The sequence below is a fragment of the Glaciecola sp. HTCC2999 genome, from assembly GCF_000155775.1.
Taxonomy (GTDB): Bacteria; Pseudomonadota; Gammaproteobacteria; order Enterobacterales; family Alteromonadaceae; genus Opacimonas.
Map to the genome: position 1 here is coordinate 279,842 of NZ_DS989810.1, position 14,704 is coordinate 294,545.

Consider the following 14,704-nt stretch of genomic DNA (forward strand, 5'->3'; position numbering starts at 1 on the left):
ATTGTTTGCATCTGGAATGTTAGTTGCTTGCCTATTTTTCAGCTATTTTCGTCGGTAGCACTTTTACATCAATCTGATTCTGTGCAATCAAATAACGTTGAGCAAGTTGCGTTAAATCCTCCGGTGTAATGGATGAATAGATATCTGGTGCAGCTTCAAACTTGGCAAACGTATCTGGTTTAGTATGGAGTGCAGATAAGCGCGATAACCAAAACCCATTACGTTCTTTGGCACCTTTCAAGCTGGCTAACATAGGCTCAATAGCTCGTTTTACTTCATCTTCAGTGATATTCCCTGGCACTTTGACACCGGCAATCAATTCATCAAATGTTGTTTCGACTAACGCTAACTGTGCTGGTGTGGTTAAAGTATCAAGAAACAACATACCATCACCTTTGATATCGTTTGATCCTGATGCCCGAGCAGAAGGTGAATAAGACGCCCCTAATTCTTCACGTATCACATCTTGGACTTTCAATTGGAGCACCGCGGCTAATACTCGTAACTGCAAAGCGACTGATAAATCACTATTATCCGTCGTTTTGAAATAACGAGTTAACGATGCGTTTTCAGGATTCCCTTCATGGGTCAAGATAACATTATTGGGTGCTTGTAAACGGATCCCTTCGATCCACTCATGACGAGGCGCAGGCACATTAATGTCTAAACTACCTAAAGTCTTGGCGATCTCATCCACAACGTTGTCTACATTGATATCACCCACGACAGTGATTGTCATAGGACCTCGTTCTAATGCGGCCTTAAGTACAGTTTTGAGCTCATTAAAATCTCTGGCTAACACTGCATCCACGGGCGCAGGTCCCATGCGATGATCATCACCATAAATAGCGTTACTCACTTCATAACTTTTTACCGCTGCTATCGTATTTTTCCGCTGCTTCGCGCCCTGCTCCACATTTTTTCTAAATAATGGCAAAACCGTTTCACTATAACCAGGATCGGTAATGTAAGCTGTAATTAATTGTAACTGCTCTGATAACGTATCATTAGACGTACTGAACGTACCGCCGTAACCATTAAAATCAGCACTAAATGATAATGAAACGTTTTTGTCCGATAATAATTCACGTAGTTCATTGACTGAGTGCTCACCTAGGCCACCCACAATGTAAAAATTATAAAGATCATTTAGACCAGCTAATGACTGTGGTAGTGCTTTTGTTCCGCTACCATAACGCACGCGAATGAGCACTTTTTCTTTCACTAGCTCAGTTGCTTTAACATTCAATCTAACACCATTGGCAAAGGTATACGACGAATAGTCATAAGCGTCATTATAGGACTTCTCGATGACCTTACCTGGCTCACCAAATTGCGTATACGCAAATGCTTTAATTGCTTGTGCTTCATTGGCTGTCACTGACTGTGTCAATGCATTGTCATAAACCCCTTTGATTTCATTAGATGAAGGTAAGGCAGTCTCTTGTTCAGCAAACTGAATAAAAATGGTCGGTGGAATGCGCGTGAATTGGCGTGTAATCACCTCATTGATCTCTTCCACGCTAAATGTTTCCATTAGCTCAACAAACAAATCCAATGAAGCGGATGGTTCATTAAGGATCTCACCGGTCGTGATATTTCCTAAGATGGCATTAGCAAAAGCACCACTAGGAAGCGTATCTTCTGATTGAGCCGTTGTCACAAGGCTGTTACGAATAGCTTTGACTTGTCTGATAAGTTCTTGTTCACTTACACCAAATTCAACCATACGACGGATTTCAAGTACCAATGCGCTTAACGATTCCGCCCATTTATCTGGCTGCATTTGCGCAATGACCTGTGACACATCCGCTTGATTAAACGTTAACCCGTGTGAGCTACCAACCCCTTCAAACGGTGCGTTACCAGCTAACACCAAGCTATTTAACCGATAAGATAATATGCCGTTAGCAATTTGCTCAACATAATTGGCACGTCGATTTTCTATAGTATCAGGCTGTAAACGTGCCGGGGTCACATAGAATAAGCTGACTTGTGTCGGTAAATTAGGCCCGCTAAAGGTAGCCACATTCACATCATCATTCACCACTAACGAACCAGCCTCGAATCCAGTATTGATATTAGGCTTATGCCAATCACCAAAGGCCGCTTCGATTTTATTGAGCGTCGCTTGGGTATCGATATCACCGACAATAATTAACTGAGTATTAGCAGGATAATAATGTGTATCATAAAAAGCCTTTACCGACTCAGCAGTCAATCCACTGATGGTTGCTAATGTCCCAATCGGAAAACGGTCAATATAATGTAACCCTTTTGACCATTGCGCTAATGAAGCTTTATAAGCATCCATGTAAATATTATTACGTGCTTCGTATTCGGATTGCACCACTGGAATTTCTGCGGCAACAGCATCCGGTTCGATAGTGAGGTTGCTCGCTGTTTCACGCATCAAAAATAACGCAGTCTCTAACGTCTCGGCGTCATTCTTTGGCAAATCTAATTTATATATGGTTTCTTCAAAACTCGTACTGGCATTGGTATCTGCCCCGAAACGTAATCCGTAACGCTCTAAGATAGATATCATTTCACCTTCGGGCACATTTTTCGAACCATTAAAGGCCATGTGTTCGAGAAAGTGTGCGATACCGGCATCCTCAGAAGCTTCATACATGCTCCCTACGCCCACTCGCATCCGCACAACGACTTCATTCTTGGGCGTTTGATTTTCAACAATAAAATAGCGCATTCCATTGGCTAATACCCCTTCGTTGATCCGCGCAGAGGTCTTAATGGTAGTATTAGGCTCAAACACCCCCATACGCCATTGAGTTAATGGAGAAAGTTGAACCGTGCTGGTATTAGGAGTTTGAGCGCAGGCGGCTAAAAAAATAACGCTACTAAAAACGCTAACAATGGTGCGAAATTTCATTTAATATCCTAAATAATATTTTATTTAACTGTAGCACAAACGACATGAAAAAATTCAGTGTGTATTCAGATAAACACACTATAATTGTTACAGTATTTTACCAATATGTTGTCTGCTAAAGGAATTCTATTCATGCCCTATTCGGCTTCCCATCAACTAAGTCATTCATTACGTCTGTGTGTATGCACCATGTTTGTTGGCATGATGATATCAACCAATAGCCAGGCTCAAACCAGTAACACCAATAACAATGTTGACCAACAAAAAGCCATCGCTACAGCAAAAAAATCCGTAAAAGGTAAAGTGCTCAAAGTGGACCGTCAACAACAACATTACCGAGTCAAAATGTTAAACCCTCAAGGACGAGTAGTCTCAGTCAAAGTTGATCGTCAATCAGGTCAAGTCATGCCGCATAAAAAATCAGATAAAAAAACTGACAAAGATAAGGAATAAGTTCATGCGTATTTTATTGGTTGAAGATGATAGTCAATTACTCATGCAATTGGATCAACTCCTTCAACAGGCAGGTTTTAGTGTCGATTTAGCCGATGATGGTGAAAAAGCGCAATATCTACTTAAAGAGTACACCTACGATGCTGTCGTATTAGATTTAGGAATACCCAAAGTGGATGGGATCAGCGTGTTAAAATTCGCGCGTGAAAACGACATTAAAACCCCAGTTTGTATATTAACTGCACGTGACACATGGGAACAAAAAGTACTAGGATTAGACGCAGGTGCGGATGATTACCTCACCAAACCATTCCATCACCAAGAGTTATTAGCACGAGTTAATGCGTTGATACGTCGAAGTAGTGGCCATGCCTCGTCAGAATTAACCTGTGGTCCAATTCAGCTTCACCTCACACAACAAAAAGTAAAAATCGACGATCAAGAATTAGAGTTAACCGCATACGAATATAAAGTATTGGAATACTTGATGTTAAATCGAGATAAAGTCATTTCAAAAACAGAACTGACTGAACATATCTACGATCAAGATTTTGATTTAGATAGTAATGTAATTGAGGTGTTTGTCGGACGGTTACGTAAAAAAATCGATCCAACTAACACCCTTAAACCTATTGAGACGTTACGTGGTAGAGGATATCGATTATTTTCACCGGCCTAAAACAACTGTCATTAACGCTACGTACTACCATGACGATATTATTAGTGACGGTAGTGCTTTTGCCCTCTTTGGCGTTAACCGTATCAAACGCATACCAAGATAGTCTGATTAAAGCGAAACAAAGTGAGCTTGAATCGATGACATATGCATTGATTGCGTCCTTTGAAATCGACGGCAGTCAAATTAATATGCCATTCAATGTTTTCGATGATCGTTTAAATATGCCTCAATCGGGCTATCAAGCCTTGATTGTGATGAATCAAACCATCGTATGGCAATCTTCATCCAGCATGTTGAATGCAACACCTTTAGCCTACCCACAAGCACAGATTGGCCAATCAATATTTAGCGATTCGCCCAACGCTATACCTGATACTTTTCTTTACACGTTCACAGCTGAATTTGAAAGTGAAAACCAATACATCCCAATTAAGTTTTATATTATTGAAGATAAATCCGCTTATTACGCTGAACTAGACACTTTTAATCAAAGCTTATTGCAAAACGGATTATGGGTAGGACTATTGATCAGTGGGATGCTTTTACTGAGTTTATTATCTGTTGTTAGCCCCGTAAAACAGTTAGTCGAACAATTATCAAAAGTCGCATCTGGTCAACATTATTCACAAGCGGATAATATAATTCATGGCGATTACCCCAAAGAGCTCAATGCCGTGAAAGACAGTGTGAATCAATTACTGCTATCAGAATCACAGCAGCGCACCCGATTTAAAAATGCGCTCCAAGATTTAGCTCATTCACTGAAAACACCCTTGAGTGTATTGCAAGGTGATGCGGATATCCCTTCACAATCGAAAGCACCGATTGAACAGATTGACCAAATCATTCACCGCCAATTAGCACGCTCAGTATTAGGTAAAGCCGGCTGGCAAGCACAAATTAATATGTTATCAGTAGTAGATAGAATCATTGAGTCTATGGATAAAATCTATCGAGATAAACAACTACGTATCGAATTACTGTGCAGTCACGACACGTTCATGGTTGCCTTTGATACTGCCGATGCGTATGAATTACTGGGTAATATCATTGATAATGCCTGCAAAGCAGCTGTCTCTCATATTGTAATCTCGCTTCAACATTCATCCGCCGGTCATCGTATCAGCGTGACTGATGATGGACCAGGGATCCCATCACACCTGCAACAGGAAATACTCACACGTGGCAAGCGCTTAGATACCTATAAGCAAGGACATGGCATCGGGCTGGCGAGCGTTAATGATTTATTAGATTTATATGGCGCGACGTTAAAGATAACATCACGCCCAGAGATTGAAGGAACTAGGATGGAGATGAATCTCGCTTAGTCCTTATGCAGCGATACATCTGTGTCGGTGATGGTGCTCGCATTTTCAAGGGGCTCATCCCCCGATAAAAGCACGGCTAACCACATCGTTTCCTCTCGAGACTCCATTGCGATTTTCACAATCATCGTTAGCGGCACCGATAACAACATCCCTACAGAACCGAGTAACCAGCCCCAAAAAATCAATGATAAAAAGACGACAAGCGTAGATAAACCTAACCCCCTGCCCATGAAACGCGGTTCGATCATGTTACCCATGACAGTATTGACTATAATAAAACCTAAACCAGCAAGACCAGCAGTGGCTAAGCCTTGATCAACAAAAGCAATAAGTACAGCCGGAACCGCAGCAATAATCGAACCGATATTAGGAATGAAATTGAGTAAAAACGCTAATACTGCCCATAACATAAAATGCGGTACATCGAGTACAAATAACCACACGCCAATGAAAACACCGGTACCTAAACTGACCAAGGATTTGATGGCAAGATAGTCATTCACTGACTTTAGAAAACGATCAATGTGCTGCATTTTCATGCCAGGATCACGTAACGCTACGTGAATACGGCGAGGCATACTTTCAGCTTCGAAAAGCATGAAAATCACCGTTAGAATGATTAAAAATACGTTGGATAGTACCCCGCCCATGCCGCTTAAAAAATTGGTTGCGACCGACATTGCAACGGCTGGATCAAAATAAGATAAGAACAAATTTTTATCAACAATCACATTCACTTTAGCGAGTTGTTCAATGACCCAAGCGAACTCAACAGATAACTGACTCTGATAATTGGGTAAATTTTGGCGAAACTCTCCTAAAGATTGCCCAACTAATCCAGCGAGCATGAAACCAAAAACGATTATTAAGAGTATAACTAGGGTAACAGATATCCATCTCGGTATTTTATATCGAGATGCATGGTTGATTAGCGGACTACAAGCAATCGCAATAAAGATCGATAACAAAAATGGTACCATAATGGCACTTGCCGCTTTGATGCCGGCTAAGACGACTATCACCGCAGCGGTAATAACCATGACTTTAGCTGTAGAAGATTTTAGTTCCATAGTGCTCTCAGCAAGATAATTTTAGGTATGAAAATACATACCTCTATCATAACAGGAATTTGTGATATGACTTTAAATGAAGCAACAATTCGTATAAAAAATTTACGTTTACGCACTTATATCGGTTTTAATGACGATGAAATTAAAAATAAACAAGATGTCGTGATCAATGCTGTTATCAAGTATGACGCTCACCAAGCTGCACAATCAGACGAAGTGGAAAATGCGATTAACTATAAAACGGTGACCAAATCAATCATCCGTTTAGTTGAGAACAACCGCTATTATTTATTAGAAAAACTTACATCCGATATTTTAGCAATTGCCGCAGAACATCCTTGGGTATCTTGGGCAGAAGTGGAAGTTGATAAGCCACATGCACTGCGCTTCTCTGATTCGGTTAGTTTAAGTATTTCTTGCTCAAAAGAGCCTCAATTTTAATGTTTCAATATAGAGAGCAGACACGATGAATATATTATTCACAGGTGCTACAGGCCTGATTGGTCAAGCTTTTATCAAACGCTATGCAAACCACCATCAATTTTATGTGGTTAGCCGTTCTGCCAAAAAAGTGATGGAAGCATTTAATGATCTCGTCCAAGCTGGTCGGGTAACACATGTCGATATAGCGTCATTAACTGATTTGAACAAATTTGATGCAGTGATCAATCTAGCTGGCGAGCCCATTGTTGATAAGCGCTGGAGTGCGAAACAAAAACAGCGTATTTGTCATAGTCGCTGGGATATCACTCAGCAGTTAGTCGATTTGTGTCATGCCAGTACTCAACCACCTGCTCATTTTTTAAGTGGATCAGCCATTGGTGTGTATGGCCGTCAATCCGCAGATACATTAATCAACGAGACCTTTACAAAGTTTCATGAGGAGTTCTCTCGCGATATTTGCCAACAATGGGAAGATATCGCATCACAAGCAGCTTCAGAATCGACTCGGGTCTGCTTGTTACGCACTGGTGTAGTATTATCAGCTAATGGGGGGGCGTTAGGTAAAATGCGCCTACCGTTTAGTCTAGGCTTAGGTGGACCGGTAAGTTCGGGTCAACAAATCATGTCATGGATCCATATTGACGATATGGTGGCGGGGATCGCTCACGTATTAGACACGGATACGATTCAAGGTCCGGTTAATTTTACCGCCCCTAAACCAGTATCGAATAAGACGTTTTCACAATCATACGCAAAGAGTCTTGGACGTCCATGCATATTTACCGTCCCAAAACTCTCTTTAAGAGTATTAATGGGTGAATCTGCGGACTTGCTACTCTATGGACAAAAAGTCCTTCCAGACGTGCTGAGCGCTTCTGGTTATCAATTTCAATTCGAAGATGTGGATGTCGCATTTGCTGCGTTAGCTCAAAAATAATCTAACTATCTAAAAGACCAATCTACTATATGACAGGGATAGTATGTTACATCCTCCCTGTCATTATATATTTATGGTGCTTTAAAACGTCACACGGCAGACGCAGAGCATGGGCACTTATAGCATCTTCCTTAGTAGGACTTGGGTATTCATCGATAAGAGGCGCCAGCAACTTGCTGCCCCTAATAAACCGACCACCACAGCCCCAGTTAATGGTGCAATTACCCAATACTCTATGTGTAAACTGCTTTGCATTTGAAATATTTGCGTTTGTAGCAGATACAAACTGACTTCATTCGCTAATGCTGCCATGAAGCCTGCCACTGAACCAATGATCAAAAACTCATAAATAACGGAAGCTCGGATCATACGCCCTTTGGCACCCAAGGTACGCAATATCGCTAATTCACGTTGACGTTCATCCATACTCGCTTGTACTTGTGCAATTAACACTAAACTTCCTGCGACTAATACTAAAATTAAAATAAACTCAATCGCAGCAGAGACTTGATCAATGATGCTCCGTACTTGGTTGATACGTGCATCTACGTCAAACATAGTCACACTGGCAAATGGCGCCATTAAACGGGTCAGTTCAGGTTTACGCTCAGGCGGTAAGTAGAAGCTTGTGATGTAACTGGCACGAAACGCCTCCATCGCCATGGGATGTAATACAAAAAAGAAGTTTGGCTGCATGGTTTGCCAGTTGACGGTACGGATACTCGTCACTTCTACCGTGACAATCTCTGAACCGATATTAAAGGTTAATTGATCGCCCATGCCGATACGCATTCTCTTACCCACTCGTTCTTCTATTGATACAGGATAAATCCCATCTCCTAGTTCAGATGTCTCAGGCGTCCACTCCCCGTGCCATTGGCCAGCAATCACTTCATTACCCATTTGTAATGTGGTGTCCCATGTCAGGTTCGCTTCTCGACCCATACCGCGACGAGTTTCATTGGTCGTATCTTCTTCCTCTTTAGTGATATCGTTGCGTAATATCTCATCATTAATTTTAACAAAACGACCGCGCGATACAGGATATAAACCATCCGTTTCAATGCCATTATCAGCAAAATGTTGGACTAAGTTCGGGCGCTGTTCTTCAGTGACATTGGCCAAGAAATAATTGGCGGTACCTGTGGGTAATTGGTCGCGCCATTGCTGCACTATATCGTTACGCATAACCAGTACAACCAGCAGTAACATTATCGTTAGCGCAAAACTAATCAACTGCACTGAATTATCCAAACTACGGCGTTTAATCCTTGCCCATGCCAGTTGCCAAGCACCCATTCGCCCCGTACCCAGCACTCTACCCAACGCAATTAAGCCAAAGGTTGCTGCGAGTAATAATCCCACTAAGATGAGACCTGAGACAAATAGAATTAAGCTGATTTTGAGGTTTTGTGAATATACCCACATGAGCAGTAATATTGCTCCACCCGCGGTAAGATATTGCCCGCCACGCGCACTAAATGATGAGGCGATATCGCGTCGTAAGACACGTAAAGGCGGTATCGAAAAGAGTCCTAATAATGGATATAAACAGAATAATAACGCACACACACTGCCAGTAAAAATCGCAATTAATAGCGGTCGCCAATACCATACTTGTAAAGAAACCTCGACTGTGTCGGCTAATGCACTCACGACCAGTTGCTGTAACACAAATCCAACAATGGCACCTATCACGATCCCTAATAGAGCGATAAAAACAATCTGATATAAATACACTTTTCGAATCGTTGCGGTGCTCGCTCCTAAGGTTTTCATGATCGCCACCGGATCAAAATGGCGCTGAGCATAGCGCTGTGCTGCCACACCTATCGCAACTGCAGCAAGCACAATCGCTAAGAGTGAGGCCAGTAAAAAAAACTGTTCAGCACGAGCCACTGATTCACCAATCGGTGATGTGTCATCTTGGACGGATAACCAGCGATGCACCTGCCGATCTAATTGCGGTGATAGCTCATCAAAATAATTATCCAAATCATTATCATCACCCGTGAAATATACTTTGTAATTCACTCTACTACCCGGTCCCGTGACCTTAGTTGCGGCGATATCAGATAAGTTGATTAACACCATAGGATCAGCATTAAACACACTAAAGCCCCCATCGGGGATCTCCGATAATACTTGGGTGATCGTAAACTGTGCTTCACCGAGTTCAATCTTATCGCCTAAAGACACCCCAAGTAACTGAAATAGACGAGAATCCATCCACGCTTCGCCCGAAGCCGGAATGTGATCAGTAGCCACACCTGTAGCAAATAACTCAGGCGCCAGTTTAATCGTTCCTTTTAAGGGGTAATCTTCAGATACCGCACGTAAGTCCACTAATGCCAATTCATCATTTGCAAATGCCATAGAGCGAGTCGAGGTTTGCAACGCCGTTGCTAAATTGTAGGTATGCGCAGCTGAGATCCATTCAGGATCAAGTGGCGCTCGGGCCGATAACTGACGATCTGCAGCAATAAACTCAGCAGAACGATCCGTTAACGCGCCTTGTAATCGCTCAGAAAATAACGACAACGATAGTACTGCCGCAACCGACAAGATTATCGCAAATAATATAATACTTAACTCACCGCGCTTGGCTTCATGTTTGAATAAGCGCCACGCCAATTGTCTCGGCATTGCACTCATTAGGCAGTCACCTCTTCTAACACACCGGCATTCATCGATAATTGACGGTCAAATTTTGATGCTAATTCAGGGTCGTGTGTCACCAGGACCAATGTGGTGTTTGATTGTTTATTAAGTTCAAATAATAAGGACTCGACATTATCTGAGTTTTTCGCATCCAAATTACCGGTGGGCTCGTCCGCAAATAAAATCTTAGGTTGGGTAATAAATGCACGTGCAATCGCTACTCGCTGTTGCTCGCCACCTGACAGTTGATTAGGATAATGACCAGCGCGATGTTCTACCCCAACCTGCTTTAAGACGGCTAATGCGCGCGCTTTAGGATCGGATAATCCAGTGATCTCTGCGGGTAACATAATGTTTTCTAACGCGGTTAATGATGGCACCAACATAAAACTTTGAAAAATAAAGCCCACTTTTTCACCACGTAATTGTGCACGCGCTTCTTCATCCATGCTGTGTAAAGGGGCATCATCAAGCCAAATCTCGCCAGATGAGGCGGTATCCAGTCCCGCTAGTAGGCCTAAAAGTGTCGATTTACCGGAACCAGAGGCGCCAATAATCGCGATGGACTGGCCTGCTTCTACTGAAAAAGTAATCGGCTGGAGGATCTGTAGCTCGCCTTCGCTCGTAGAAACTGTTTTAATAAGGTTTTCGGTTTTTATCATGAAAATATTATCACTTTATGGTTGGTTGCTTTGCGTTGTGTTTAGTACGGCAAGTTATGCAGCAATAGATCAATCCACTTCCACTGCATCAAACACGCAAACCGAGACTCAAACGGTGCTTATCTTAGGTGATAGCTTAAGTGCCGCATATGGTCTGATTCAAGAAGAAGGTTGGGTAAGTTTGTTACAAAATATGTTAAGCCAATCCGCAGATCCAACACTGAGCTCGCTAACGCTTATTAACGCATCTATCAGTGGCGAAACCACCGACGGTGGCTTAGCTCGTTTAGCGCGTTTGTTAACACAACACAATCCCGATCATATTTTAATTGAATTAGGCGGTAATGACGGGTTACAAGGCCACAGTATAAAAAAATTAAAAAATAATCTTCGCGCTATAGTGAAACAAAGTCAAAGCGCTAATGTGCAAGTCGCTATCCAGCAGATGCAAATACCGACTAATTATGGTGCTCGATATAATCGTATGTTTATCAGCGCGTTTAGTGATGTAGCCGATGAATTTGACGTACCCTTGGTACCATTTTTCTTAGCTGATATTGCGCTTAACCCTGAATTAATGCAAAACGATGGGATCCACCCTACAGCAGAAGCGCAACCCATGATTGCTGAATTTATGTTAACTCACTGGATCACACCACTCGTAGCCCTCTATTAGCAACATCTCTTAGTTGCAGCTGATAACTCAAATCTCACGAACAAAAAAGCCAGCTCAAGTCATACTTAGCTGGCTTAGTCTATTTTCCAACAAAGGTAATATGTAACGCTTAAGGGCGTATATATCCCATTGGCTTATCTTGTTGTAATTTGAGGTAACGGTCACGTAATAATGTTTGACGTGATTCCATCTTCGTCGGTTGACCACCAATAAAGACATGTTCTGCGGCTTCAGCCACTTCTAGTGGATCACCAGACCATACAACAACATCAGCACGCATCCCTTTTGCTAAAGAACCTAAAGTATCTTGCATCCCATAAATTTCAGCAACATTTCTCGATAATGCAGCTAGAGCTGCGTCATAACTCATACCATTCGCCACAGCATTACCCGCATGTTGAGTGGCAAGGCGAATATTATGTGTCTCAATACCTATGGCAACCTTTACTCCAGCTTTTTCTAAACGTCCCGCATTGGCTAATGTTGCGCCTAACGTATCAAATGCACCAGGCAAATTATATTCAGGATTAAGGATCACAGGGATTTGCGCTGCAGCTAATTTATCAGCCACACGCCACGCATCTGATGCGGATACGATCACAATATTCAGTTTAGGAAACTCTGACTTTAACCCAATAATATTCAGTATGTCCGCTTTTCGATCCGCTTTGATTAACAACGGCGAGTTGCCTCGAATGACATCATATAGTGCTTGTGCATCAGTACGCGTACTCACACCATGCCAATGCTGAGTCGGGATCAAACTGTTGGAGGTCCTAAAATCAGCAGCAAACTTCGCCTCACTTAAGATCTGCTTGAGCGCCACCCATAACGTCCCGCGCGTACCGCCAGCATCACTCGCGCTAGAGTTGTTAACACTCAGTGCCATAAACGCACGCGGTTTCAACAATGGTTCATCATCGGTTAATTGAATGAAGGCACCTTGGCCTTTAAACAAATATTCGGACGATTCAATCCCTGTCGCCGCAGAAGTGAACCCTTCCATACGCGTAATCGGAATTAAGGTTGAATCAGCATTAATGCCATAAGAGACATCAATGGCTGCTCCAATCGTCGTCACCGGATGTTCTGTGGTGGATGCATCCACTTGGCCTGCAGAAAAACCGACTTCAACTAAGCCTAAGGCTGTGTACGCGCCGATAAACCCGGGCGTCACCACTTTTCCTTGGGCATCAATACGTTCATAGCCAAGCGGTACGTCAGAACCGCTAACAATCGATTCAATCACACCATCTTTAATTAACACCGTGGCTTCATCTAAAGTCCCTTGGCCAGATAACGTGTGGACTTTACCGCCGACAATCGCAAACTGGTTTGCCAATACTGAAGTACTCAAGGTTAATAACGTTAATAAGGTCGTTAATCGTTTCATTTGTGATCTCCTTCGCCAATTTGGCCTAATTCAAAATCACTGACTGGCCAGGTATCTGGTGCCGAGCGATCAAACGCTAACCCACCATCAATATAGACTTTTTCAGCTTGTGCATAAGTAGAGAATGGATCGGCACTCCACAACACCACATCAGCATTTTTGCCCACTTCCAAAGACCCCGTTTGGTCAAAAATACCCAATGACTTAGCAGGATTCGCTGCTAACCATTGCCACGCATCAGCTTGAGAGATATCGATACCAGCACGACGACCATCAGACCATGCTTTAGCTGCTTCTTGGTTTAAACGCTGAATACCAATGTCAGAATCAGAATGCACAACAGCACAGGCACCCGCTGCATGCACCATCGGAATATTTTCGCGAATGGCATCATACGCTTCTAACTTAAAGCCCCACCAATCTGCCCACATGGACGCACAGACATTGTTTTGAGCTAATTTATCGGCGATTTTATAGCCTTCTACAGCATGATGGAACGAGCCAATTTGATAATTAAACTCCTTCATCACATCCATCATCACGACCATTTCATCGGCACGATAACAATGCATATGCACAATAATATCGCCATCTAAAACGCCCTTGAGGGTTTCATTATTTAAATCACGCTTGGGTGCTTTGACGTCTTTACCGGCTTCAACATCCGCTTCGTATTGTTCCCATTTCGCTTTATACTCTGCAGCACCTATCCAGGCTTTACGGTAACCGGCAACATTCGCCATACGCGTAGCAGGACCGCCTTTTTTACCATAGACACGTTTAGGGTTTTCACCACATGCCATCTTGATCCCGTAAGGCGCATCAGGAAATTTCATGTCTTGGACTGTGCGATCAGGTAAATTCTTTAACACAACACTGCGTCCACCAAATAAGTTGGCTGAACCAGGCAATATTTGTAAGGCGGTAACGCCTCCAGCTAAGGCCCGTTGAAAGCCAGGATCTTGGGGCCACACAGAATGCTCTGCCCACACTTGTGCGGTGACCGGCGATGTCATTTCATTACCATCCGCATGCGAACGTGTATCAGGCGATGGATACACGCCCAAATGACTGTGCGTATCGATGATCCCAGGTGTAACATACTTCCCTGCACCATCAATAATCATCACATCATCCGGAGTATCAATCTCCGCACCCAGCCCTACAATTTTGCCATCCGCCATTAAAATTTGTGAGTTCGCTTGCATCCCACCGATGCCATCAATGATAGTCACGTTGGTAATCAATGTTGTTGTGCTTGGAATGGGTGTGTACGTGCTTGGAAATGGGTCTGGATTAATAACCACTTTATCGGTTGTCGTTGTCTGAATTTGGCTATCAGCATCATCACCACAGCCCACGAGTGTTGTCGTGGATAAAATCGTTGCAGTGATCGCAGCTAACATCCAAGTCGGTTTATTTTTATAATTCACCTTGGATATCCTTAGAAAGTATCTGTGTTTAATAGAAACAGAGTTGTGTTTGACACTCATCAACGTAACGAAAGC

The 14,704-nt window shown here is 42.8% G+C and carries 12 protein-coding genes; 6 read left to right on the forward strand and 6 right to left on the reverse strand.

What is annotated here, in order from left to right:
• Positions 1-31 precede the first annotated feature (31 nt).
• Complete coding sequence (locus G2999_RS01330) at positions 32-2,893, reverse strand: pitrilysin family protein (RefSeq protein ID WP_010177952.1); 2,862 nt, start codon at positions 2,891-2,893, stop codon at positions 32-34.
• Between the two features lie 132 nt (positions 2,894-3,025).
• Between G2999_RS01330 and G2999_RS01335 the strand changes: the two genes are divergently transcribed.
• Genes G2999_RS01335 through G2999_RS01345 form a run of 3 tightly spaced genes read left to right on the forward strand, consistent with a single transcriptional unit; the run spans position 3,026 to position 5,353 of the window.
• Positions 3,026-3,346 carry a PepSY domain-containing protein gene (locus G2999_RS01335; RefSeq protein ID WP_010177954.1) on the forward strand — a complete coding sequence of 107 codons (321 nt, stop codon included), beginning with the start codon at positions 3,026-3,028 and terminating at the stop codon, positions 3,344-3,346.
• 4 nt (positions 3,347-3,350) lie between these two features.
• A complete protein-coding gene (locus G2999_RS01340) occupies positions 3,351-4,025 on the forward strand; it encodes a response regulator transcription factor (RefSeq protein WP_010177956.1) in 675 nt (224 codons plus the stop codon).
• A 29-nt stretch (positions 4,026-4,054) separates the two neighbouring features.
• Positions 4,055-5,353: an ATP-binding protein gene (locus tag G2999_RS01345; protein WP_010177958.1), complete on the forward strand. Its 1,299-nt coding sequence runs from the start codon at positions 4,055-4,057 to the stop codon at positions 5,351-5,353.
• On the opposite strand, the gene G2999_RS01350 is transcribed toward G2999_RS01345, so the two are convergent.
• Positions 5,350-6,423, reverse strand: coding sequence for an AI-2E family transporter (locus tag G2999_RS01350; RefSeq protein WP_010177960.1), 1,074 nt, complete (start codon positions 6,421-6,423; stop codon positions 5,350-5,352). The two genes, G2999_RS01345 and G2999_RS01350, sit on opposite strands and share 4 nt — an antisense overlap.
• 66 nt (positions 6,424-6,489) lie before the next feature.
• Here G2999_RS01350 and folX point away from each other — a divergent pair, with 66 nt between their 5' ends.
• Entirely contained in the window at positions 6,490-6,864 is a 375-nt protein-coding gene (folX, locus tag G2999_RS01355) for a dihydroneopterin triphosphate 2'-epimerase (protein ID WP_010177961.1), read from the forward strand.
• A gap of 25 nt (positions 6,865-6,889) precedes the next feature.
• The gene (locus G2999_RS01360; protein ID WP_010177963.1) at positions 6,890-7,804 is read left to right on the forward strand and encodes a TIGR01777 family oxidoreductase; all 915 of its coding nucleotides are present in this window, start codon (positions 6,890-6,892) and stop codon (positions 7,802-7,804) included.
• Between the two features lie 117 nt (positions 7,805-7,921).
• Here the strand turns inward: G2999_RS01360 and G2999_RS01365 are convergent, their stop codons facing one another.
• Positions 7,922-10,459 (reverse strand): ABC transporter permease, encoded by a 2,538-nt coding sequence (locus tag G2999_RS01365; protein WP_010177965.1) that lies wholly within the window; start codon positions 10,457-10,459, stop codon positions 7,922-7,924.
• A complete protein-coding gene (locus G2999_RS01370) occupies positions 10,459-11,127 on the reverse strand; it encodes an ABC transporter ATP-binding protein (protein WP_010177967.1) in 669 nt (222 codons plus the stop codon). The genes G2999_RS01365 and G2999_RS01370 overlap by 1 nt, the downstream gene beginning before the upstream one ends.
• On the opposite strand from G2999_RS01370, the gene G2999_RS01375 reads away from it, so the two are divergent.
• Positions 11,126-11,803: an arylesterase gene (locus G2999_RS01375; protein WP_010177969.1), complete on the forward strand. Its 678-nt coding sequence runs from the start codon at positions 11,126-11,128 to the stop codon at positions 11,801-11,803. The genes G2999_RS01370 and G2999_RS01375 overlap by 2 nt on opposite strands.
• Before the next feature lie 109 nt (positions 11,804-11,912).
• Here G2999_RS01375 and G2999_RS01380 read toward each other — a convergent pair whose 3' ends face one another.
• Both G2999_RS01380 and G2999_RS01385 read right to left on the reverse strand, forming a co-directional pair.
• Entirely contained in the window at positions 11,913-13,196 is a 1,284-nt protein-coding gene (locus G2999_RS01380) for an amidohydrolase family protein (RefSeq protein ID WP_010177971.1), read from the reverse strand.
• Positions 13,193-14,602 carry an amidohydrolase gene (locus tag G2999_RS01385; protein WP_034955216.1) on the reverse strand — a complete coding sequence of 470 codons (1,410 nt, stop codon included), beginning with the start codon at positions 14,600-14,602 and terminating at the stop codon, positions 13,193-13,195. The genes G2999_RS01380 and G2999_RS01385 overlap by 4 nt, the downstream gene beginning before the upstream one ends.
• Positions 14,603-14,704: the final 102 nt, after the last annotated feature.

Excerpts from the sequence above, each read along its gene's own strand:
- G2999_RS01380 (WP_010177971.1), bottom strand. The coding sequence starts at position 13,196 with ATGAAACGATTAACGACCTTATTAACGTTATTAACCTTGAGTACTTCA.
- G2999_RS01350 (WP_010177960.1), bottom strand. The coding sequence starts at position 6,423 with ATGGAACTAAAATCTTCTACAGCTAAAGTCATGGTTATTACCGCTGCG.
- G2999_RS01335 (WP_010177954.1), top strand. The coding sequence starts at position 3,026 with ATGCCCTATTCGGCTTCCCATCAACTAAGTCATTCATTACGTCTGTGT.
- G2999_RS01365 (WP_010177965.1), bottom strand. The coding sequence starts at position 10,459 with ATGAGTGCAATGCCGAGACAATTGGCGTGGCGCTTATTCAAACATGAA.
- G2999_RS01360 (WP_010177963.1), top strand. The coding sequence starts at position 6,890 with ATGAATATATTATTCACAGGTGCTACAGGCCTGATTGGTCAAGCTTTT.
- G2999_RS01330 (WP_010177952.1), bottom strand. The coding sequence starts at position 2,893 with ATGAAATTTCGCACCATTGTTAGCGTTTTTAGTAGCGTTATTTTTTTA.
- G2999_RS01375 (WP_010177969.1), top strand. The coding sequence starts at position 11,126 with ATGAAAATATTATCACTTTATGGTTGGTTGCTTTGCGTTGTGTTTAGT.
- G2999_RS01385 (WP_034955216.1), bottom strand. The coding sequence starts at position 14,602 with ATGTTAGCTGCGATCACTGCAACGATTTTATCCACGACAACACTCGTG.
- G2999_RS01345 (WP_010177958.1), top strand. The coding sequence starts at position 4,055 with ATGACGATATTATTAGTGACGGTAGTGCTTTTGCCCTCTTTGGCGTTA.
- G2999_RS01340 (WP_010177956.1), top strand. The coding sequence starts at position 3,351 with ATGCGTATTTTATTGGTTGAAGATGATAGTCAATTACTCATGCAATTG.
- G2999_RS01370 (WP_010177967.1), bottom strand. The coding sequence starts at position 11,127 with ATGATAAAAACCGAAAACCTTATTAAAACAGTTTCTACGAGCGAAGGC.
- folX (WP_010177961.1), top strand. The coding sequence starts at position 6,490 with ATGACTTTAAATGAAGCAACAATTCGTATAAAAAATTTACGTTTACGC.